This window comes from Enterobacter sp. RCC_40 (assembly GCF_041360735.1).
Classification (GTDB): Bacteria; Pseudomonadota; Gammaproteobacteria; order Enterobacterales; family Enterobacteriaceae; genus Enterobacter; species Enterobacter ludwigii.
In genome coordinates, this window is record NZ_JBFUPR010000010.1 from 42,336 (window position 1) to 64,578 (window position 22,243).

At 56.4% G+C, this 22,243-nt stretch carries 21 protein-coding genes; 12 read left to right on the top strand and 9 right to left on the bottom strand.

Going from position 1 to position 22,243, the window contains the following annotated elements:
* Window positions 1–34: 34 nt before the first annotated feature.
* Both AB6731_RS21680 and AB6731_RS21685 read left to right on the top strand, forming a co-directional pair.
* Entirely contained in the window at window positions 35–2,158 is a 2,124-nt protein-coding gene (locus tag AB6731_RS21680) for an alpha-galactosidase (protein ID WP_371006790.1), read from the top strand.
* Between the two features lie 44 nt (window positions 2,159–2,202).
* On the top strand, window positions 2,203–3,468 hold the full coding sequence (locus AB6731_RS21685) for an MFS transporter (RefSeq protein WP_371006791.1): 1,266 nt from the start codon (window positions 2,203–2,205) through the stop codon (window positions 3,466–3,468).
* A 37-nt stretch (window positions 3,469–3,505) separates the two neighbouring features.
* Here AB6731_RS21685 and rhaM read toward each other — a convergent pair whose 3' ends face one another.
* The 4 genes from rhaM to rhaB form a co-directional block, all read right to left on the bottom strand.
* Window positions 3,506–3,820, bottom strand: a complete 315-nt coding sequence (gene rhaM, locus AB6731_RS21690) for an L-rhamnose mutarotase (protein WP_196087943.1) — start codon at window positions 3,818–3,820, stop codon at window positions 3,506–3,508.
* 27 nt (window positions 3,821–3,847) lie between these two features.
* A complete protein-coding gene (rhaD, locus tag AB6731_RS21695; RefSeq protein WP_086533027.1) occupies window positions 3,848–4,678 on the bottom strand; it encodes a rhamnulose-1-phosphate aldolase in 831 nt (276 codons plus the stop codon).
* Window positions 4,679–4,787: 109 nt separating this feature from the next.
* Complete coding sequence (gene rhaA / locus AB6731_RS21700; RefSeq protein ID WP_020883965.1) at window positions 4,788–6,047, bottom strand: L-rhamnose isomerase; 1,260 nt, start codon at window positions 6,045–6,047, stop codon at window positions 4,788–4,790.
* Window positions 6,044–7,513 (bottom strand): rhamnulokinase, encoded by a 1,470-nt coding sequence (gene rhaB / locus AB6731_RS21705; RefSeq protein WP_183516920.1) that lies wholly within the window; start codon window positions 7,511–7,513, stop codon window positions 6,044–6,046. The genes rhaA and rhaB overlap by 4 nt, the downstream gene beginning before the upstream one ends.
* A gap of 301 nt (window positions 7,514–7,814) precedes the next feature.
* On the opposite strand from rhaB, the gene rhaS reads away from it, so the two are divergent.
* Window positions 7,815–8,651, top strand: coding sequence for an HTH-type transcriptional activator RhaS (gene rhaS / locus AB6731_RS21710; RefSeq protein ID WP_371006792.1), 837 nt, complete (start codon window positions 7,815–7,817; stop codon window positions 8,649–8,651).
* Between the two features lie 73 nt (window positions 8,652–8,724).
* Window positions 8,725–9,573 carry an HTH-type transcriptional activator RhaR gene (gene rhaR / locus AB6731_RS21715; protein WP_025202748.1) on the top strand — a complete coding sequence of 283 codons (849 nt, stop codon included), beginning with the start codon at window positions 8,725–8,727 and terminating at the stop codon, window positions 9,571–9,573.
* Here rhaR and rhaT read toward each other — a convergent pair whose 3' ends face one another.
* Window positions 9,574–10,608 carry an L-rhamnose/proton symporter RhaT gene (gene rhaT, locus AB6731_RS21720; protein ID WP_020883962.1) on the bottom strand — a complete coding sequence of 345 codons (1,035 nt, stop codon included), beginning with the start codon at window positions 10,606–10,608 and terminating at the stop codon, window positions 9,574–9,576.
* Window positions 10,609–10,897: 289 nt separating this feature from the next.
* Here rhaT and sodA point away from each other — a divergent pair, with 289 nt between their 5' ends.
* Together sodA and yiiM are read left to right on the top strand one after the other, a co-directional pair.
* Complete coding sequence (gene sodA, locus AB6731_RS21725) at window positions 10,898–11,518, top strand: superoxide dismutase [Mn] (RefSeq protein ID WP_014833772.1); 621 nt, start codon at window positions 10,898–10,900, stop codon at window positions 11,516–11,518.
* Between the two features lie 70 nt (window positions 11,519–11,588).
* On the top strand, window positions 11,589–12,263 hold the full coding sequence (gene yiiM / locus AB6731_RS21730) for a 6-hydroxyaminopurine reductase (RefSeq protein WP_032679245.1): 675 nt from the start codon (window positions 11,589–11,591) through the stop codon (window positions 12,261–12,263).
* A 54-nt stretch (window positions 12,264–12,317) separates the two neighbouring features.
* Here the strand turns inward: yiiM and cpxA are convergent, their stop codons facing one another.
* Window positions 12,318–13,691 (bottom strand): envelope stress sensor histidine kinase CpxA, encoded by a 1,374-nt coding sequence (gene cpxA, locus AB6731_RS21735; RefSeq protein ID WP_010436910.1) that lies wholly within the window; start codon window positions 13,689–13,691, stop codon window positions 12,318–12,320.
* Window positions 13,688–14,386, bottom strand: coding sequence for an envelope stress response regulator transcription factor CpxR (cpxR, locus tag AB6731_RS21740; RefSeq protein WP_014172213.1), 699 nt, complete (start codon window positions 14,384–14,386; stop codon window positions 13,688–13,690). The genes cpxA and cpxR overlap by 4 nt, the downstream gene beginning before the upstream one ends.
* Before the next feature lie 150 nt (window positions 14,387–14,536).
* On the opposite strand from cpxR, the gene cpxP reads away from it, so the two are divergent.
* The 6 genes from cpxP to AB6731_RS21770 all read left to right on the top strand — a co-directional run bounded on the left by cpxP (window position 14,537) and on the right by AB6731_RS21770 (window position 20,656).
* Window positions 14,537–15,043 (top strand): cell-envelope stress modulator CpxP, encoded by a 507-nt coding sequence (gene cpxP, locus AB6731_RS21745; protein WP_020883960.1) that lies wholly within the window; start codon window positions 14,537–14,539, stop codon window positions 15,041–15,043.
* A gap of 153 nt (window positions 15,044–15,196) precedes the next feature.
* Window positions 15,197–16,090, top strand: a complete 894-nt coding sequence (fieF, locus tag AB6731_RS21750) for a CDF family cation-efflux transporter FieF (protein WP_020883958.1) — start codon at window positions 15,197–15,199, stop codon at window positions 16,088–16,090.
* A 173-nt stretch (window positions 16,091–16,263) separates the two neighbouring features.
* On the top strand, window positions 16,264–17,226 hold the full coding sequence (pfkA, locus tag AB6731_RS21755; protein WP_014172210.1) for a 6-phosphofructokinase: 963 nt from the start codon (window positions 16,264–16,266) through the stop codon (window positions 17,224–17,226).
* A 209-nt stretch (window positions 17,227–17,435) separates the two neighbouring features.
* Window positions 17,436–18,425, top strand: coding sequence for a sulfate ABC transporter substrate-binding protein (locus AB6731_RS21760; RefSeq protein ID WP_371006793.1), 990 nt, complete (start codon window positions 17,436–17,438; stop codon window positions 18,423–18,425).
* 109 nt (window positions 18,426–18,534) lie between these two features.
* Entirely contained in the window at window positions 18,535–19,278 is a 744-nt protein-coding gene (locus AB6731_RS21765) for a CDP-diacylglycerol diphosphatase (RefSeq protein ID WP_047954827.1), read from the top strand.
* Between the two features lie 73 nt (window positions 19,279–19,351).
* Window positions 19,352–20,656 (top strand): SLC13 family permease, encoded by a 1,305-nt coding sequence (locus AB6731_RS21770; protein WP_149377051.1) that lies wholly within the window; start codon window positions 19,352–19,354, stop codon window positions 20,654–20,656.
* Window positions 20,657–20,689: 33 nt separating this feature from the next.
* Here AB6731_RS21770 and tpiA read toward each other — a convergent pair whose 3' ends face one another.
* On the bottom strand, window positions 20,690–21,457 hold the full coding sequence (tpiA, locus tag AB6731_RS21775; protein ID WP_014172206.1) for a triose-phosphate isomerase: 768 nt from the start codon (window positions 21,455–21,457) through the stop codon (window positions 20,690–20,692).
* Between the two features lie 111 nt (window positions 21,458–21,568).
* Window positions 21,569–22,165 (bottom strand): DUF1454 family protein, encoded by a 597-nt coding sequence (locus AB6731_RS21780; RefSeq protein ID WP_020883954.1) that lies wholly within the window; start codon window positions 22,163–22,165, stop codon window positions 21,569–21,571.
* Between the last annotated feature and the right edge of the window lie 78 nt (window positions 22,166–22,243).

Sequence of the window (22,243 nt, forward strand, 5' to 3'; positions counted from 1 at the left end):
ACACTCAGATCATCCCGATGACAGGAGAGGTCTGATGCACGATTCCATTTTTCGACTCGAAAGTAAGGCGGTTGACCTGGTGATAACCACGCACCCGTTCGCCGAAATTCTCTACTGGGGGCCGCACCTTCACCACTTTTCACCGCAAGATGTGGTAAGTCTTGCTCGTCCGGTGGCGAACGGCAGGCTCGACGTTGACGCCCCGGTGACGCTGATGGCGGAGCTGGGACACGGTCTGTTTGGTTCGCCCGGTATTGAAGGGCACCGCCAGGGGCTGGACGGGTCGCCTGTCTTTAAAACCACCCATGTGCAGCACCAGGGGCAAACCCTGACGTTAACGGCGGAAGATGAACATGCCGGGTTACGTCTGACCAGCGAGCTGGTACTGGATGCAAGCGGGGTACTGGTGGTGCGTCATGGTTTAACTAACCTGCGGGCGCAGGCGTGGCAGGTTGATCGTTTCGCCGTGACGCTACCGGTCGCCGAACGCGCGCAGGACGTGATGGCGTTCCACGGACGCTGGATCCGTGAGTTCCAGCCGCATCGCGTGAAGCTTGAACACGACAGCGTTGTGATTGAAAACCGCCGCGGCAGAACCTCTCACGAACACTTCCCGGCGCTGATCGCCGGTACGTCCTCATTTAACGAAATGCACGGCGACGTCTGGGGCGTGCATCTGGGCTGGAGCGGCAACCACCGCCTGCGTGCGGAAGTCAAAACCGACGGACGCCGCTATCTGCAGGCCGAAGCCCTCTACCTGCCGGGAGAAATGGCGATTGAAGAGGGGGAAACGCTCTGGACACCACGCCTGTATGCAAGCTACTCCGCACGGGGTCTGAACGGCATGAGCCAGTCGTTCCACCGGTATCTGCGCGACAACGTTATCCGCTTCCCTGAAAACAAACCGCGCCCGGTACATCTCAATACCTGGGAGGGGATCTACTTCAGCCATAACCCGGCGTACATCATGCGCATGGCCGATGAGGCTGCGGCGCTGGGCGTGGAGCGTTTTATCATCGACGACGGCTGGTTCAAAGGCCGTAACGATGACCACGCGGCGCTGGGTGACTGGTACCTGGACGAGAAAAAATACCCGGACGGGCTGACGCCGGTGATTAACCATGTGAAAAAGCGCGGCATGGAATTTGGTATCTGGATTGAGCCGGAGATGATTAACCCGGACTCGGATCTGTATCGTGCCCATCCCGACTGGGTGCTGGCGCTGCCGGGCTACACCCAGGCAACGGGCCGTCATCAACTGGTGCTCAACCTGAATATTCCGCAGGCTTTTGATTATCTGGTCGAGCGCATGAGCTGGTTGCTGGGCGAACATGCCATCGACTACGTTAAGTGGGATATGAACCGCGAACTGGTACAGCCCGGGCACCACGGCAAAGCCGCCGCGGATGCGCAGACGCGGCAGTTTTATCGTCTGTTAGACGTGCTGGGCGAGCGTTTCCCGCACATTGAATTTGAGTCCTGCTCCTCGGGCGGCGGGCGAATCGACTATGAAGTCCTGACCCGCAGCCACCGCTTCTGGGCCTCTGACAACAACGACGCGCTGGAACGCAATACCATCCAGCGTGGCATGAGTTACTTCTTCCCGCCGGAAGTGATGGGCGCGCATATCGGTCATCATAAATGTCACGCCACCTTCCGCCAGCACAGCATTGCTTTCCGCGGCCTGACGGCACTGTTTGGCCACATGGGACTGGAGCTTGATCCGCTCACCGTCGATGCTCAGGAGCGTGAAGGCTATCGCCATTACGCCGCGCTGCACAAGCAGTGGCGGGAAGTCATCCATCACGGTACCCAGTGGCGCGTGGATATGCCGGATGCCAGCACGCTGGCGCAGGGTATAGTGAGCGAAGACAAAACGCAGGGGTTGTTTATGGTCAGCCAACTGGCCATGCCGGATTACACGCTCATGATGCCGCTGCGCATGCCGGGGCTCGACGCGCAGGCGCAGTACCGCATCACGCTGCTCGACCACCCCAACATTCGACTCACCGGTGAGGGCGGGCACACCATGCGCAAGCTACCGGCGTGGATGGAAACGTCCCAGACGGCCAGCGGTGAGTGGCTGATGCAGGCGGGGATCGCACTGCCGATTCTGGACCCGGAAACCGCCATTCTGATTGGCGTTGAACGCGTGTAAGGGTGATGGGCCGGGAGACTGGCCCTCCGTTGAGGATAAAAATAATGAACACAACAACCTGTACCCACAAAGACAACCCTAACTTCTGGATCTTCGGGCTGTTCTTCTTTCTCTACTTCTTCATTATGGCCACCTGCTTTCCGTTTCTGCCGATCTGGCTGTCGGATGTCATCGGCCTGAACAAAACCCATACCGGGATCGTATTCTCCTGTATCTCGCTTTCGGCCATCGCCTTCCAGCCCGTACTTGGGGTCATTTCGGATAAGCTGGGGCTGAAAAAACACCTGCTGTGGATTATCACGGTGCTGCTGTTTCTGTTCGCGCCGTTCTTCCTGTATGTCTTTGCGCCACTGCTGAAAAGCAGTATCTGGCTGGGGGCATTGAGCGGCGGTCTGTATATCGGTTTTGTCTTCTCCGCAGGTTCAGGCGCGATTGAGGCCTACATCGAACGCGTGAGCCGTAACAGCGTGTTTGAATACGGCAAGGCGCGCATGTTCGGCTGTCTCGGCTGGGGGCTGTGCGCTTCAACGGGCGGTATTCTGTTTGGCATCGACCCGTCGTATGTCTTCTGGATGGGATCAGCGGCTGCGCTGCTGCTGATGCTGTTGCTGGTGGTTGCGAAACCGAAGCCAAACCAGACTGCGCAGGTGATGAATGCGCTGGGGGCCAACCAGCCGCAGATCACTGCCAGGACGGTCTTTAACCTGTTCCGTCAGCGCAGAATGTGGATGTTCATTCTGTACGTCATCGGTGTGGCCTGCGTGTATGACGTTTTTGACCAGCAGTTTGCCACCTTCTTTAAAACCTTCTTCGCAACGCCGCAGGAGGGAACGCGAGCCTTTGGTTTTGCCACTACGGCGGGGGAAATTTGCAACGCGATCATCATGTTCTGCTCGCCGTGGATCATCAACCGTATCGGCGCGAAGAATACGCTGCTGATTGCCGGGCTGATTATGGCGACGCGCATTATCGGCTCGTCGTTCGCCACCACCGCGGTGGAGGTCATTGCCCTGAAGATGCTGCACGCGCTGGAGGTTCCGTTCCTGCTGGTAGGGGCGTTCAAATACATCACCGGCGTGTTCGATACCCGTCTGTCGGCCACTATCTATCTGATTGGCTTCCAGTTTTCCAAACAGTCGGCGGCGATTTTCCTCTCTGCTTTCGCCGGGAATATGTATGACCGGATCGGTTTCCAGGAGACCTACCTGATGCTGGGCTGTTTTGTACTGGCGATTACGGTGGTCTCGGCCTTTACGCTGAGCAGTAAGCAGGAGATTGCGGCGCGCCGCGCTGCGGTGGAGGCAAACTAACGCAGGACGCTGCCGCGGATGCGGCAGCGTTAACGCTTTAGGGCAGGTAAAACACCGCTTTCAGTTCGGCACTCACCGGGCTGTTGTCGGGGTTCGAGGGCATTACCTCACCCATGTATTTCCACCAGCGCTGACAAACGTCGGTCTTTGCCACCGCGTTCCAGCGCGCTTCCGATTCAATTTCAACGCTCGCAAACAGCAGGTTATGCGCCTCATCGAGATAGATAGCGTAGTGGTGCGCACCGTGGTCTTTTAATACCGCCTCCAGCTCTGGCCAGATGGGGTTATGGCGACGCGCGTACTCGTCGTGCGCGTCAGGGTTCACCTGCATCACAAATGCTTTGCGGATCATCATGCCTCCAGCCGCTTTCGCGGGCCGCTATGGGTACAAATCCAGTGCCGACTGCATCGGCGTGACGCCAAAGCGTTTACCGAGTGCAATCAGCTCTTCCCGGGTGATGGTCTGCTTCATGCCGCCCATCGACAGAACCTTCACCAGCACCTCGGCGGACTTCTCGGCGGTATCAATCAGACCAAACGTTTCGTCGAGCGTCGGCCCGCTGCCGAATACCCCGTGGAACGGCCACAGCACCAGGGAGTGTGACTGCATTTCGATGGCGGTGGCCTGGCCGATTTCGTCGGTACCCGGCACCATCCATGGCAGAATGCCGACCCCGTCGGGGAAAACCACCAGACATTCGGTGCTGCCTTCCCACAGCTTCCGCGTGAGGTAGTCGCTACTGTTTTCCAGCACGTAGGTCAGGGCGATCAGGTTAGTGGCGTGACAGTGCATGATCACCCGGTCCTTGCCGTGAGTTGCCTTGATACGCTCACAGTGAGAGAGGAAGTGCGCCGGGAGTTCAGACGTGGGCACTGCATCGTCCGTCAGCCCCCAGAGGATGTGATAGCCTGCGCCGTCGCTGTCCACTCTCACCACCCCGAGATTGGCCTGCGGGTCGAGCTGCACGTTACGGAAGAATTTGCCGGAACCGGTGACGATAAACGGCGTCCTGGCGAGCTGCGGCATTGGCTGGCTCAGGGCGATATAGCGCGGCTTCTGATGGAACTCGGCGGCGAACGGTTCAATGTCGGCATCATCCAGGCGCAGCGTCAGGTTACCGCCGTTGCGCTCGTCCCAGCCTTTCAGCCAGGCGTCGGAGGTGGCTTTAATCATGCCCTGGACGAACCAGGCGTTAGTGATGGTCTGCATAGTGTTTCATTTCCCGTGATCGTGGTGAGCGTTTCCCTCACCCCGGCCCTCTCCCACAGGGAGAGGGGGTAAAAGTGGCCTCTTCCACAGGAAGAGGGTGAGGGCATATTTATCCGCGCTGACTCAGCACGTCTTTCTCATACATCCGCACGTTATCCAGCCACTGACTGCCCGCTGGGGTGTCGTTACGCTGGCAGTACATCTCCCACACCGCCTGCCATGGCAGGGTTTTCTGCTCTTCCAGCAGCACCAGGCGCGCGGTGTAATCGCCGTTCTCTTCCAGCTGTTTCAGGGCGCTGGTGGGCTCCAGCAGCGCACGCAGCAGGGCTTTTTTCATGTTGCGGGTGCCAATCACCCAGGCCGCGATGCGGTTGATGGAGGCATCAAAGAAGTCGAGGCCAATGTGCACGCGGTCAAACAAATCGTGGCGAATGATTTCGCTGGCAATGGCCTGGGTTTCGTCATCCAGCAGCACCACGTGGTCGCTGTCCCAGCGTACGGGACGGCTCACGTGCAGCAGCAGGCGGGGTACGTAGAGCATGGCGGCGGAGATTTTGTCGGAGATCACCTCAGTCGGGTGGAAGTGGCCGGCATCCAGGCACAGCGCGGTCTGGCGGCTGGTGGCGTAACCCATGTAAAACTCGTTCGAGCCAACGGTGTAGCTTTCCGCACCAATACCGAACAGCTTGCTCTCTACGGCGTCGATGTGGTGCGCCGGGTTCAGTTTTTCGCTGATGGCTTCATCCAGCGCCGCCAGCAGGCGTTGACGCGGGGCCAGACGGTCAACGGTGATGTCTTTCATGCCGTCCGGGATCCAGATGTTCATCACCGACGGCGTGCCGAGCTGCTCGCCAAAGTACGCGGAGACGCGGCGGCTGGCTTTTACGTGGTCAATCCAGAACTGGCGGATATCGTCGTTCGCGTGGGCAAGGGTAAAACCGTCGGCGCTCAGCGGGTGCGAGAAGCAAGATGGGTTGAAATCCAGGCCGAGCTGGTTGGCTTTCGCCCACGCCACCCAGTTTTTAAAGTGCGCAGGTTTGATCTCGTTACGCGCGACCGGCGTGTCAGATTCCAGATAGATAGCATGCAGGTTCAGCCGCTTAGGCCCCGGGATCAGGCTCAGCGCCAGCTCCAGGTCGGCGCGCAGCTCGGTGGCGTTACGCGCTTTGCCCGGATAGTTGCCGGTGGCCTGAATGCCCCCCGTCAGCGAGCCGCCCGGGTTTTCAAAACCGGCAACGTCGTCGCCCTGCCAGCAGTGCATGGAGACCGGCAGACGATCGAGCTGACGCAGCGCCTCATCGACATCCACGCCGACGGCGGCGTAACGCTGTTTAGCCAGGTCCCAGGCTTGTTCAAGTTGAGTGGTCATGCGCAAAGCTCCTTAGTCAGTCGGTTTTGCTGAAACTGCGCCCGATAGCGGGCAATTTCATGGCAGGGATTGGGGATGAACGTGGTCAGCGTGGCGTTCGCCGAGACCACCGTGCGGAAATCGTCCACGCTGGCGAGTTCGTCCAGGGTCATGAGCTGAATGCCAATGTTGCCGAGCGTCGACGCTTCAATCGGACCTGCCACCACGGTGATCCCGCAGGCATCGGCGCAGAGCTGGTTCAGAAGCTGGTTCTGGCAGCCGCCGCCGACAATATGCAGCTGAGTGAACGGCCGGCCACGAAGGTCGGCCAGCTCGCTCAGGATCTCGGCATACAGCAGGGCGAGGCTGTCGAAAATACAGCGTGCCAGTTCTGCCGGTTTCGATGGCACGGGCTGCCCGGCGTCGACGCAGGCGGCCTGGATTTCGGCGCTCATGTTCGCCGGGTTGATAAAGCGGTCATCATTGGGATTGATCAGGAAACTGCAGGCTTTCAGTCTTTCGGTGTCGGCAATAAGCGCGGGCAGGTCGGTAATGTTTTGCTCTTTAAGCACTCGCTGGAGCAGCCACAGACCCATGATGTTCTTCAGCACGCGGTAGCGCCCTTCGGCACCGCCTTCGTTGGTGATGTTCGCGGCCAGCGCGGCATCGCTGGTGTAGGGAGTTTTGCTCTCAAAGCCCATCAGCGACCAGGTCCCGGAAGAGAGGTAGGCCGCGTCGTTACCGGCAAGCGGTGACGCAATGACGGCGCTGGCGGTATCGTGACTCGCAACCGCCACCACCGGGATCGCATTACCCTGCGGGCACATCCATTGCCCGATCACATTGCCAGGATGCGTCGGTGTACCGAACCAGGAGGGGGAAGCCCCGGTCCAGGCCAGCAGGTGTTCATCCCAATTATCGGAGTTGATGTTCACCAGTTGCGTGGTGGTGGCGTTGGTGTATTCCCAGTTCATGTTGCCGGTCAGGCGGTAGCTGAAGTAGTCCGGGATCAGCAGTGCATGCGCCACGCGGGGAACCAGCGCCGGCTGCTGTTCGACCAGCGCGCGCAGTTGATAGAGCGTATTGAATGGCAGGAACTGAATGCCGCTGCGGCCATAAATATTCTCTTTGCCAAGCCCGGCAATCGCACGCGCCATCAGGCCGTCGGTGCGGCTGTCGCGATAGGCTATCGGCAAACCAACGCGTTCACCGTTGCTGTCCAGCAGTACGTAATCGACGCCCCAGGTATCGATGCCGATACTGTCGATACGGATACCCGCATCGCAGACTTTCTGCAGTCCGGTGCGGATCGCTGCCTCAAGGCTGTCGATATCCCACACCTCACAGCCATCCTGCTTTTGCAGGCAGTTAACAAAGCGGTGCATCTCGCGAAGCGAAAGCGTCTGCCGCTTGCCGTCATAAGTGGCCAGCATTACACGGCCGCTGGATGCGCCTAGATCGACAGCCACGCAATGGCGAAAAGTCATGGTTGTGTCCTTCTTAAAGTCATTAGCGGTGAGTGTAAAAAAAGGAACCCATCACCACCTTCTCGCCAGTGACAGCGGTTTTCCGGGGCTGGCAAGAAAGCAAAGGTGAACGTGAGGGAGTTCACAGTTTCCAGGCGTGACGGGGTTTGCAGGCAGTGTGACGCTTACCGCATTTCCTGATCTTTCAGCCTGTTTCTTGAAAAACGGACAGTTTTTGCGAGGTTTACGGTCGAAAATTTAAGGTGAGGGGACGGGGCCTTAATTACTATTTTGAGAACATTTCTCATTGGTGGGGGCCGTTATGACCGTACTGCACAGCGTGGATTTTTTTCCTTCGGGTGGGTCGTCTGTCGCGATTGAACCGCGACTCCCTCAGGTGGCGTTCCCTGAGCATCATCATGATTTTCACGAAATTGTGATTGTTGAACACGGAACGGGGATCCATGTGTTTAACGGCCAGCCGTATACCATCAGTGGTGGGACGGTCTGCTTTGTGCGCGATCATGACCGGCACTTATATGAACATACCGACAACCTGTGCCTGACTAACGTGCTCTACCGTTCGCCCGATGCGTTCCAGTTCCTGTCCGGGCTGAACCATCTCCTGCCGCAGGAGAAGGACGGCATCTATCCTTCGCACTGGCGGGTGAATCAGTCCACGCTGCAGCAGGTGCGCAAGCTGGTGAGCCAGATGGAACAGCGCGACGAGGGACAGGAGACCCACGTCATCGCCACGCGTGAGCTGTTGTTTATGCAGCTGCTGGTGCTGCTGCGCCGCAGTAGCATGGTGGCCGGGCTGGAGAATAACGATGCGCGTTTGACTCAACTGATGGCCTGGCTGGAGGACCATTTCGCCGAGGATGTCTGCTGGGAAACGCTGGCGGATGATTTTTCGCTGTCGCTCCGGACCTTGCATCGTCAGCTGAAGCAGCAAACCGGGTTGACGCCGCAGCGCTATCTGAACCGTCTGCGCCTGATTAAAGCGCGCCATCTGCTGCGTCATACCGATGAGAGCGTCACAGATATCGCCTATCGTTGCGGTTTCGGCGACAGTAACCACTTTTCGACCCTGTTTCGCCGGGAATTTAGCTGGTCACCGCGCGATATTCGCCAGGGAAAGGACGCGTCACTGCAGTAACGCGAGGGTTGTCACCGTTTCCTGTGGGCAAAAACGCTAATAATGTCAGGTTATTTGCTGTCGAGGTGGTGTCGTGGTTGCTCAGCTAATGCTTCGCAAAGTGGATTTTTTTGCCTCCGCCGGCCAGGCCGTCGCGGTGGCGGATCGCTATCCGCAAAACGTCTTTGCCGAGCACACTCATGAGTTCTGCGAGCTGGTGCTGGTGTGGCGAGGCAATGGCTTGCATATCCTCAACGACCGGCCCTACCGCATTACGCGTGGGGATCTGTTTTACATCCGTGCTGAAGACAAGCACGCCTACGCTTCGGTAAACGACCTGGTCCTGCAGAATGTGATTTACTGCCCCGACAGGCTGAAACTGAACGTCGACTGGGCGGCTTACATTCCGGGGTTTAATGATACGAAGTGCGCGGCGCACTGGCGACTGAGCAGTAACGGCATGACGCAGGTGCGACAGGTGATTTCTCAGCTGGAGCAGGAGAGCCAGAAAAGCGATCCTGAGGCTCACCAGATGGCAGAACTGCTTTTCGCCCAGCTGGTCATGACGTTGGCGCGCCATCGCTACGCCATTGATAACCCGTCGGCTACCGCGCAGGAAGCCCTGCTTGATAAGCTCATCACCACCCTGGCGGGCAGCCTTAACAAAAGCTTTGTGCTGGAGAAATTCTGCGAGCAGGCGCAGTGCAGCGAGCGCGCGTTGCGCCAGCAATTCCGCACCCAGACCGGGATGACGGTGAACCATTATCTGCGCCAGCTGCGCATCTGCCATGCCCAGTACCTGCTTCAGCATACGGAACTGATGGTCAGCGATGTGGCGATGCGCTGCGGCTTTGAGGACAGTAACTATTTTTCGGTGGTCTTTAACCGCGAGGTGGGGATGACGCCGGTTCAGTGGCGTCATCGCAGTCGTAACGCGGCGTAATCAGTTCGCCATGCCGAGGCCCACAATGTTGGCCGCAATAATGATCACCACGCACCCCAGACTCAGCACGCCCACCGGGCGACGCCCGGCGTTGTTCCACTCTTTCAGAAGCAGACCCACCAGCCCACCGCACAGCACGTAGAAGCTCATGTGCAGCATCCAGCTCATATAGTCATACTGCGCCGGAATACTGGCGTGACCCCACGCGTAGAAGAAGAACTGGAGATACCACATCAGCCCCCCGAGCGCCGAGAGCAGCACGTTCCCGATAATCATCTGTTTAGCCAGCGAGAAGTCGGCTTTCAGTGACAAGGTCTTCACGTTTGCCAGACGGAAAAAACAGAAACCGAGGTTAACCACCGCTCCGCCACCCATGATCACCACGTAGCTTGGCAGTGCCACGTACAGCGGGTCGACGCCCAGTGCGGCAGCAGCTTCATGCATCGGTTTGGCGGCGTTCATCGCGAATGACATGCCTGCGGAGAAGATCCCGCACATCACCGCCAGCAGCAGGCCTTTCTTCAGGTTGAACTCTTCGGCTCTGATGCCCATTTTGCGCTCTTTCAGCTGCCCTGCGCGGGTGACAATGCCCACGCCAATGACGGCCACCAGCACGCCCAGCAGCGTCATCTGGCCGCCTTTGGTGTTGATCAGCACGTCAACGTTGCCGTTGAGGATTGGCGTCATCAGAGTGCCGACAATCAGCGTAATACCAATCGCGATGCCAATGCCCATCGACATGCCGAGGTAGCGCATGGTGAGGCCATAGTTAATGTTACCGACGCCCCACATGGCGCCAAAGAGAAAGACCGGCAGCAGGGTGGAGGCGTTAAAGGAGGAGAAGTAGCCCCAGAAATCCGGGAGCAGCATGGCGCTGATGGTCCAGGGAAGAATTATCCACGAGACCACACCGCCGACGGACCACATGGTTTCCCATGACCACTGTTTGACCTGTTTAAACGGGGCATAGAAACAGGCTGCACTGGCCGCGCCTATCAGATGCCAGAAAATACCCATCGTAATCGCATGATTCATGTTTACATCCTCATCGTTTTTATATGCCGGTGGCTTCCCACCAACCCGATGAGTGTAAAAATTAAGCAGTCGGGTAACCTTCGGAAGGTTGCCGCACTTTGGTTTTGAATGGCAATCAACGCGTTAACCGGGTGAGCAGACTCACAATTTCAGCAATAACCGAAAACCGAATAACCTTATAAAAACTACGGCATTGATAATCATTTTCAATATCATTTAATTAACTATAATGAACCAACTGCTTACGCGGCATTAACAGCTGTGCCGCCCGACAATAATGGAGAGGATTATGAGTTATACACTGCCATCCCTGCCGTATGCCTACGACGCACTGGAACCGCATTTCGACAAGCAGACGATGGAAATCCATCATACTAAACACCACCAGACCTATGTGAACAACGCGAACGCCGCGCTGGAAAGCCTGCCAGAGTTCGCTAGCCTGCCTGTTGAAGAGCTGATCACCAAGCTGGACCAGCTGCCAGCTGACAAGAAAACCGTTCTGCGTAACAACGCAGGTGGTCACGCTAACCACAGCCTGTTCTGGAAAGGCCTGAAAACCGGTACCACCCTGCAGGGCGACCTGAAAGCGGCTATCGAGCGCGATTTCGGTTCTGTAGACAACTTCAAAGCGGAATTCGAAAAAGCCGCTGCGACCCGTTTCGGCTCTGGCTGGGCGTGGCTGGTTCTGAAAGGTGACAAACTGGCGGTTGTTTCAACGGCTAACCAGGACTCCCCGCTGATGGGTGAAGCAATCTCTGGCGCATCCGGTTTCCCTATCCTGGGTCTGGACGTGTGGGAACACGCTTACTACCTGAAATTCCAGAACCGTCGCCCGGACTACATCAAAGCCTTCTGGGATGTGGTGAACTGGGACGAAGCAGCAGCGCGTTTCGCCGCGAAAAAATAAGGTTGCATTGACGCCTGTGAGAAGCGAGTCTGATGACTCGCTTTTTTTGTATCTGCAGAAAGGAGCAGCGATGCATTTTCCGGTGAATGTCTTTACAGGCAAGGTAAGGGAGTACGACGGCAGCCGCCCGAGCGCCATCGCCAAAATTCAGGTCGACGGCGAGTTGACGTTAACCGACCTCGGGCTGGTGGGCGATGAGCAGGCCGAAAAGAAAATCCATGGCGGGCCTGACCGCGCGCTGTGCCACTATCCGCGGGAACACTATCAGCACTGGATAACCGAGTTTCCCGAACAGGCGGATATGTTTGTCGCGCCAGCGTTTGGTGAGAATCTCTCAACGGAAGGGCTGACCGAGAAAAACGTCTTTATCGGCGATATCTACCGCTGGGGCGATGCCCTGATTCAGGTGACGCAGCCGCGCTCGCCGTGCTTCAAACTAAACTATCATTTCGGCATCAGCGACATGTCTGCCCGGCTGCAGAGCGCGGGTAAAACGGGCTGGTTATATCGGGTGGTGCTGGCAGGTCAGGTATCGGCAGATGCGCCGCTGGTGCTGGCATCGCGCCTGAGTGATGTCTCGGTATATGACGCCTGCGCGATCGCCTGGCATATGCCGTTTGATGACGACCAGTACCATCGGCTTTTGTCCGCTGCAGGGCTGTCCACGAGCTGGACCCGAACGATGCAGAAACGCCGTTTAAGTAGCAAGATCGAAGATAATTCGCGGAGATTGTGGGGGAAATAGTTTCCCCGCAGAAGAGGCAAGCCGGGTCAGCGATACCGCCGCCCGGCTAAACGGCTACGAACGTTTATACAACGGCAGCCACAGCGTTAACCGCAACCCACCCAGCGGGCTGTCGTCGGCTTTCACCCAGCCGCGATGCTGCTGCATGGCAGTTTCAACAATCGCCAGACCCAACCCCGTGCCGCCAGATTCACGGTCACGCGCCTCATCGGTACGGTAGAACGGACGGAAAATCTGTTCGCGGTCTTCCGGGCTTACCCCAGGACCATCGTCATCAACGATGATGGTGATCCCGTCTTTATCCACCGAGAAGGCTACTTCAATCTTCGTGTGCGAATAGCGCAGGGCGTTACGCACGATGTTCTCCAGCGCGCTTTCCAGCGTGTTGGGGTTACCGTACAGCGGCCATGGCCCTGGCGGGAAGTTGACGGTAAAGGATTTCCCCATCTGCTCCGCTTCGAACGCCGCGTTATCCAGCACTTCATGCCATAGGTGGTTGGCTTTCACCGTTTCGCTCACCAGCGCATTTTTCTGCTGATTGCGCGACATGACCAGCAGGTCGTTAATCATGCTGTCCAGACGATGCGCTTCCGTTTCAATACGTTCCAGCTCTTTGCTCTCACCGCTGCGGCGACGCAGCAGCGCGGTGCCGAGCTGTAAGCGCGTGAGCGGCGTGCGCAGCTCGTGCGAGATATCCGACAGCAGGCGTTGCTGTGCCGTCATCATGCGGTCGAGGGCGCTCACCATCTGGTTAAAACTGGTCCCCGCGGCAAGGAACTCCTGTGGACCGGCTTCCAGTTCAGGGTGTTGTCGCAGGTTACCCTGCGCCACTTCGTCCGCCGCGTTTTTCAGCTTACGCGCCGGTTTCGCCAGACTCCACGCCAGCCACAGCAGCAGCGGTGAGCTGACCAGCATGGTGACAATCAGCAGCAGAAGCGGACGGTCAAACAGCAGGTTGATGAAATCGGACTGGGAGTTGCTCGCCGGGCGGATCAGGTAAAGCTGGTAATTATCCTCGCCATCTCTGACGGAGAAGGGGCCCACCATCTCAACCCGACCGTATTTTTTCTTCTGAGGATGGTCGGCGTTATCCGCCTGACCAATGAAGTTACGGATGATCTGCATTTCATTGCGATCGGCGCCAATCACGCGCCCTTCGCTGGTCACCAGCAACAGGCGCTGGCCTGGCGGTGCCCATTTGTCGATAGCGCGAAACAGCCTGCGCCACCACATTAAATCGTTCGGCGGGTCGTTTGCCAGCTCGGCTTCCACGTGCTGCTCGATCATCACGCCCTGACGTTGCTCGCTGTCGAGAAGCTCCGTCATCTGGCGTGAGTCGAGTTTTGGCAACATCAAAACGAGCATTAAAACCAGTGCCAGCGTCAGCCAGAAAATGGCGAAGATGCGGGCTGTTAAGCTTCCTATCATGAAGCGGAAACCATCAGATAACCGCGACCACGCAGGGTTTTAAACCACGGGTGCCCGTCCTTGCGTTCCGGCAGCTTGCGGCGCAGGTTCGAGATATGCATATCGATGGCGCGATCAAACGGAGTGAGGCGTTTGCCAAGCACTTCCTGGCTCAAATGTTCACGCGATACCACCTGGCCGAGGTGCTGGGCCAGCAGGTACAGCAGGGTGAACTCGGTGCCAGTCAGTTCCAGCGTTTCACCGTCAAAACTCGCTTCCTGACGGCCCGGATTCAGGCTCAGGGAGTCGACTTCCAGCGTCGGTGAACTGTTGTCGCTGTTCTGCTGCTGTTCGCTCCAGTGAGAACGACGCAGGATAGCGCGAATACGGGCAACCAGTTCACGGTCGTTAAACGGCTTTGGTAAATAGTCATCCGCGCCCAGCTCAAGGCCAAGTACACGGTCAAGTTCGCTGCCGCGAGCGGTCAGCATAATTACGGGCGTCTGGTGTGTCTGGCGAAGCTCTTTCAACGTATCAATGCCGTTTTTCTTCGGCATCATAACGTCGAGCAAAAGTAAATCGATGCTGTCGTCAAGGAGACTCAGCGCCTGCTCGCCATCATGGGCAACCAAAACGTTGAAACCTTCCATGTCGAGCAACTCCTTTAAAAGGGATGTGAGCTCTCGGTCATCATCAACTAACAGGATTTTATTCATTGTTTAAATACCTCCGAGGCAGAAATTACGACATCAAGGCTATCTAATCCATGACTTTACGTTGTTTTACACCCCCTGACGCATGTTTGCAGCCTGAATCGTAGACTGTCTCTCGTTGAATCGCGACACGAAAGATTTTGGGAGCAAGTGATGCGCAAAGTTACCGCTGCCGTCATGGCCTCAACGCTGGCGTTCAGTACATTAAGCCAGGCCGCTGTAGCTATCCCCGGCGATAACGGGCCCTCAACGGAGGGGGCAACGCAGCACAGCAGCCAAAGCCATATGTTTGATGGCATAAGTTTAACCGAACATCAGCGTCAACAGATGCGAGATCTGATGCAGAGGGCACGACACGACCAGCCCCCTGTTAATGTTAGCGAAATGGAGACAATGCACCGCCTTGTCACCGCAGAAAAATTTGACGAAAGCGCTGTACGCGCTCAGGCCGAAAAAATGGCACAGGAGCAGGTTGCCCGCCAGGTAGAGATGGCGAAGGTCCGCAACCAGATGTTCCACCTGCTAACGCCCGAGCAGCAAGCGGTTTTGAACACAAGACATCAGCAGCGAATGGACCAGTTGCGTGAGGTTGCACGGATGCAGCGAAGCTCAGAAACAACGTTTTTCAGTAGCAATAGCAGTACCCGTAGTAACCAGTAAACCCTGTTTTCCTTGCCATAGACACCATCCCTGTCTTCCCCCACATGATGTGGGGGTTTTTTTTGCCCTTCATTCTGCTTTGTTAACCGTTTATTCATCCTTTGACTCCCCATGCTTCCGTTATACTAGCGGCATGACATGACAGGAGCGTTTATGAATCAATCCTATGGAAGACTGGTAAGTCGGGCAGCGATTGCAGCGACCATCGTGGCTTCAAGCCTGTTAGTGATTAAAATTTTTGCGTGGTGGTATACCGGCTCAGTCAGTATTCTCGCGGCGCTGGTGGACTCGTTGATGGATATTGCCGCCTCGCTGACGAACCTGCTGGTTGTGCGCTACTCGCTGCAACCGGCAGATGAAGAACACACATTTGGGCACGGGAAAGCCGAGTCGCTGGCCGCGCTGGCGCAAAGCATGTTTATTTCCGGCTCAGCGCTGTTTCTGTTTTTAACCGGTATTCAGCATCTCGTCTCGCCGTCACCGATGAACGATCCCGGCGTGGGTGTGGTCGTGACGATTGTGGCACTTATATGCACACTTGTTCTGGTAACGTTCCAGCGCTGGGTTGTTCGCAAAACGCAAAGCCAGGCTGTACGGGCGGATATGCTTCATTATCAATCTGATGTTATGATGAATGGCGCTATTCTTATTGCGCTCGGTCTGGCCTGGTATGGCTGGCATCGGGCCGATGCGTTGTTTGCGTTAGGGATTGGCATCTATATTTTATATAGCGCCTTACGGATGGGGTATGAAGCGGTGCAATCGCTTCTGGACCGCGCCCTCCCGGACTCAGAACGTAATGAAATTTTTTCTATCGTGACCTCCTGGCCTGGTGTCAGAGGTGCACACGATCTTCGAACGCGGCAGTCAGGGCCGACCCGCTTTATTCAGATTCATATTGAAATGGAAGACAACCTGCCACTGGTTCAGGCTCACGTTATTGCTGAGCAGGTCGAGCAGGCGATTTTGCAGCGTTTTCCTGGTTCAGACGTCATTATTCACCAGGATCCCTGCTCGGTTGTACCCGGACATGTTGAGCTTTCGTAATTGGTTGTAAAAAAGTGAGCCAGGCCAGCATTTTGTGTATAAATTACCGCCATTTGGTCTGACCTGAATCAATTCAGCTGGAAGTGATTGATATACTATTTGCAGTATTCGTTGGTCGATAAATTCTTCCGGCAACAGATTTCAATTTTGCATTCCTAAGTTCAGAGGTAGTCATGATTAAGAAAATCGGTGTGTTGACAAGCGGCGGTGATGCGCCGGGCATGAACGCGGCAATTCGTGGGGTTGTCCGTTCAGCGCTGACGGAAGGCCTGGAAGTTTTTGGTATCTATGATGGTTATCTGGGCCTGTATGAAGATCGCATGGTTCAGCTCGACCGTTACAGCGTGTCCGACATGATCAACCGTGGCGGTACCTTCCTCGGTTCTGCGCGCTTCCCGGAATTCCGTGATGAACACGTCCGTGAAGTGGCTATTGAGAACATGAAAAAACGTGGCCTCGACGCACTGGTTGTTATTGGTGGTGACGGCTCGTACATGGGTGCAAAACGTCTGACTGAAATGGGCTTCCCGTGCATCGGGCTGCCGGGTACGATCGACAACGACATCAAAGGCACTGACTACACCATCGGTTATTTCACCGCACTGGGCACCGTTGTTGAAGCGATTGACCGCCTGCGCGACACCTCTTCTTCCCACCAGCGTATCTCCATCGTGGAAGTGATGGGCCGTTACTGTGGTGACCTGACGCTGGCTGCGGCCATCGCCGGCGGTTGTGAGTTCGTGGTGGTTCCGGAAGTGGAATTCAGCCGTGAAGATCTGGTGGCTGAAATCAAAGCGGGTATCGCAAAAGGCAAGAAACACGCCATCGTAGCCATCACCGAGCATATCTGTGACGTTGACGAGCTGGCGAAGTACATCGAAACCGAAACCAAACGTGAAACGCGCGCTACCGTTCTGGGCCACATCCAGCGTGGGGGTTCCCCGGGTCCATACGACCGCATCCTGGCATCACGTATGGGTGCATACGCCATTGAACTGCTGCTGCAGGGTCATGGCGGTCGTTGCGTGGGTATTCAGAACGAAAAACTGGTTCACCATGACATCATCGACGCCATTGAAAACATGAAGCGTCCGTTCAAGGGTGACTGGCTGGACTGCGCAAAAAAACTGTACTGAGCGGTGACTTTCCCCCGGTCACGCTGAGTTAACCGGGTCTGCAGTCCACGCTCATAAAGGCCGGGTAAGGCGATATCGCCGCCCGGTTTTTTTATGCCTACCCGTTTTTTATTCCTCTACGTTATAGCCAATCTTTTTTTATTCTTTAATCATTGGTTAGCTTTCTGGCACGCTGCAAGCATCAAAACACTACACAAGAGATCCGGGCGATGAATAAATGGGGCGTGGGGTTAACATTATTGCTGGCATCGACCAGCGTTCTGGCTAAGGACATCCAGTTACTGAACGTGTCATACGACCCGACGCGTGAGCTGTACGAGCAGTACAACAAAGCCTTCGCGGCACACTGGAAACAGGAAACCGGCGACAACGTGGTGGTGCGTCAGTCTCATGGTGGCTCCGGTAAGCAGGCGACTTCAGTCATCAACGGGATTGAAGCCGACGTGGTTACCCTGGCGCTGGCCTATGACGTCGACGCCATCGCCGAGCGTGGGCGTATCGATAAAAACTGGATCAAACGCCTGCCAGACAACTCAGCGCCTTACACCTCGACCATTGTTTTCCTGGTGCGTAAGGGCAACCCAAAACAAATTCATGACTGGAACGATCTGGTTAAGCCGGGCGTTTCCATTATCACCCCGAACCCGAAAAGCTCGGGTGGCGCACGCTGGAACTACCTGGCGGCCTGGGGCTACGCGCTGCATCACAACAACGGTGATCAGGCGAAAGCCCAGGCGTTCGTGAAAGCGCTGTATAAAAACGTTGAAGTGCTGGACTCGGGCGCACGTGGTGCCACGAACACCTTCGTTGAGCGTGGGATTGGCGACGTGCTGATCGCATGGGAAAACGAAGCCCTGCTCGCCACCCACGAACTGGGTAAAGACAAGTTCGAGATCGTTACGCCAGGCGAATCTATCCTCGCCGAACCTACCGTTTCTGTGGTTGATAAAGTGGTTGAGAAGAAAGAGACCAAAACGGAGGCGGAAGCGTACCTGAAGTATCTCTACTCGCCAGAAGGCCAGGAAATTGCGGCGAAAAACTACTATCGTCCACGCGATCCGGCAGTGGCGAAGAAATATGAAAGCGTCTTCCCGAAACTGAAGCTTTTCACCATTGATGAAGAGTTCGGCGGCTGGGCGAAAGCGCAGAAAGAGCACTTCTCTAACGGCGGAACTTTCGACCAGATCAGCAAGCGCTAAATGTTAGCAGGACAGACACGGTGACCCGGCGCGAGAAATCCGCCGGGTTTTTTATTTGGTCATCATTTTGCGTTACTCTTTCGCCACTATCGAAAACAGGGAACGCATTGTGAAAAAAATACTATTACTGATTCTGGTTGTCATCATTCTTGCCGCGGGTGGCTGGTACTGGATGAAAGCGGGTAATCCGAATGCGTTGCGTCATATCGTTCTCGACCAGTGTCTGCCGAATCAACTCCAGCACCGTAACCCGGCCCCGTGCGCGCAGGTGAAGCCTGATGCGGGTTATGTGGTGTTTAAAGACCGCAACGGGCCGCTGCAGTATCTCCTGATGCCGACTTACCGTATCAAAGGAACCGAAAGCCCGCTGTTGACCGAACCGAATACGCCCAACTTCTTCTGGCTGGCCTGGCAATCACGCAACTTTATGAGCATGAAGCGCGGGACCGAGGTGCCGGACAGCGCAATTTCGCTCACCATTAACTCCCCGACAGGCCGTACTCAGAACCATTTTCATATCCATATCTCCTGCCTGCGCCCGGACGTGCGCGAGAAGCTTAATGCCGCACAGGGGCAAATCAGTACCCAGTGGTTACCGTTCCCGGGCGGGCTGGAAGGGCATGAGTACCTCGCCCGTCGCGTGACGGAAAATGAGCTGGTACAGCGCAGTCCGTTTATGATGCTGGCTGAAGAGCTGCCGGAAGCGCGTGACCATATGGGGCGCTTCGCGCTGGCCATGGCGCAGCAGTCGGATGGATCGTTTGTCTTACTGGCGACCGAACGTAACTTGCTGACCCTGAATCGCGCGTCGGCTGAGGAATTGCAGGATCATCAATGCGATATCCTGAAGTGACCTCACCATAAATAGCGTTTACTCGTCCTGCCTGTCGCCGTAGACTTGCTGAAAAAAACGACAGGAGACAGAAATGTCGCTCTGGTTAACGCATCCTCTGTTTGTGCCCTCATTGATAGTCGGCGTCACCATCGTGCTGTGGGCGACGTCGCTATTGCCGGAATTTATCACCGCGCTGCTGTTTTTCACGGCAGCGATGACCGCCAGAATCGCCCCGGCGGAGGTGATTTTTGGTGGTTTTGCCTCGTCTGCATTCTGGTTAGTGTTTAGCGGCTTCGTGCTGGGGGTGGCAATCCGTAAAACCGGTCTGGCGGACAGGGCCGCACGGGCGTTGTCGGCAAAACTCACTGATTCGTGGGTATTGATGGTGGCAAGCGTGGTGGGGCTGAGCTACGCGCTGGCGTTTGTGATGCCGTCGAATATGGGCCGTATCGCGCTGCTGATGCCGATTGTCGCCGCCATGGCCAAAAGGGCCGCCATCCCCGACGGTTCCCGCGCGTGGTATGGCCTGGCGCTGGCCGTCGGGTTCGGAACCTTCCAGCTCTCGGCGACCATCCTGCCTGCCAACGTGCCGAATCTGGTGATGAGCGGCACCGCGGAGGGCTCGTACGGGATCCATCTGAACTATGTCCCGTATCTGCTGCTGCATACACCCGTCCTCGGGATCCTGAAAGGGGGCATTCTGATCGGCCTGATCTGCTGGTTGTTCCCCGGCAGCCCGAAACCGGCCACCGATCTTACGCCGTCTGAACCGATGGGGCGGGATGAAAAACGTCTCGCCTGGCTGCTGGCGGTGGTGCTGGGGATGTGGGTGACAGAGAGCTGGCACGGCGTTGGACCGGCGTGGACGGGGCTGGCGGCATCGGTCATCGTCATGTTGCCACGCGTCGGGTTTATCACCGGTGAAGAGTTTTCTGCGGGAGTGAACATGCGCACCTGCATTTACGTGGCGGGGATTCTCGGGCTGGCGATTGTAGTGACCCAAACGGGTATCGGTTCCGCGGTGGGGGAGGCGTTATTGCGGTTTATGCCGCTTGATGCCAACAGACCGTTCACCAGCTTCCTGGCGCTTACCGGTATTACCACAGCGCTCAACTTCATTATGACCGCGAACGGTGTACCGGCGTTGTACACTACGCTGGCACAGAGTTTTTCGGACGCCACCGGCTTCCCGCTGTTGTCGGTGATCATGATTCAGGTACTGGGGTATTCCACGCCGCTGCTGCCGTATCAGGCGTCGCCGATTGTGGTGGCAATGGGTTTAGGGAAGGTGCCTGCAAAGGCGGGGATGTTGCTCTGTCTGGCGCTGGCGATTGCAACGTATCTGGTGCTGCTGCCGCTGGATTATCTGTGGTTTAGCGTGCTGGGGAAAGTGTAATTTCCCTCCCCGGTGGGGGAGGGAAGTCGGTTTTTACGCCTGTTTAGCCGCTTCTGCTGCTTTAACGATCACCGCGAAAGCGTCAGCTTTCAGGGATGCACCGCCAACCAGCGCGCCATCGATGTCTGGCTGGGTGAACAGCTCAGCAGCGTTGGATGCGTTAACGGAACCGCCGTACTGAATAATTACCTGCTCAGCCACTTTCGCGTCCGCTTTAGCAATGTGGTCACGGATAAATTTGTGAACCGCCTGCGCCTGCGCAGGGGTCGCTGATTTGCCGGTACCGATCGCCCAGACTGGTTCGTACGCGATAACCGCGCCTTCGAATGCTGCAGCACCCTGCGTTTTCAGCACGGCGTCGATCTGACGAGCACACACTTCTTCCGTTTTGCCTGCTTCGTTTTCGGCTTCGGTTTCACCGATGCACAGAACCGGGATCAGACCCTGCTCTTTCAGCACCGCGAATTTCTTCGCGATAAATTCGTCGGATTCTTTGTGGTAAGTGCGACGCTCAGAGTGGCCGATGATGATGTATTTCGCGCCGATATCTTTCAGCATTTCAGCAGAGGTTTCACCGGTGAATGCGCCTGACAGGTTAACGTCAACGTTCTGTGCGCCCAGAATGATGTGGCTGCCGTCAGCGGCATGTTTAGCCAGATCCAGGTACATATCCGGCGGAGCGATAGCAACCGCGCAGCCCGTCACGCCCGCCAGCTCTTTACGCAGGTTCGCAACCAGTTCGTTTACCATGTGGCGGCTGCCGTTCAGTTTCCAGTTACCCATCACTAAAGGATGTCGCATTTCAATTCTCCACGCTAAATTAGCGAATTAAGGAATATGGCCGCCCTGTCGGGCAGCATGGTCTGTGAATCAGTATAGAGATTTTCCCTCGAAAGGCTTTGCTTTTTGTCATTAATTCGCCCCTCCGAGTGTGTCTGATAGTGCCAGCTTAATCGGTTCAACAGCGAAGGTCAGTCCTTTTTCGCCGTTATCTGCCACCACATAGCGTATGGCCCCTTCGGTATCGGCGTAGTAACGCTTATTTTTACCGGCGGTGAGGAGTTTTTGCAGCTTTTGCTGGCTTTGCTTTTTGGTCAGCGCGGGCGTAAAAGCCTGCAGTATCGCGCTCATGTACTCGAGCGCTTTTGCCTTAGCGGCTTTCTGCTCTGGCCCCTGAATCGGCAGCCAGGTTATTTGCATGCTTTTGATTTTTAGCGTGCCGCGCTCCAGCGCAGTGGAGGCATATAAATTCTCGTTGATCTTGCTCGCAGCCCGGGTCAGGGTTGGCGTATCCCGGGAGCTGTCAATGGCGCGGAATTCATCCAGCGGTAGCGTGGGGTTGGTTTTATTGAAGGTTTCACGAAACTGGCTGATTGACTGATCGAACGAGGGCGCACCTGCCAGCAGATAGGGAGCTGTCGTCGGGGCAGTGGTTTCGGCGGCGTGCAGGGGGACACCCGCGATGAGCATCGCTAAACACAGGAAAAGAGAACGTGCCGAACTTTTCATCAACATTGCCCCTGGCCGTAAGTGTTCATGATTAAATCGATATCTGGTCGGCTTGTCAAAAGGTCACAACTCCAGGGT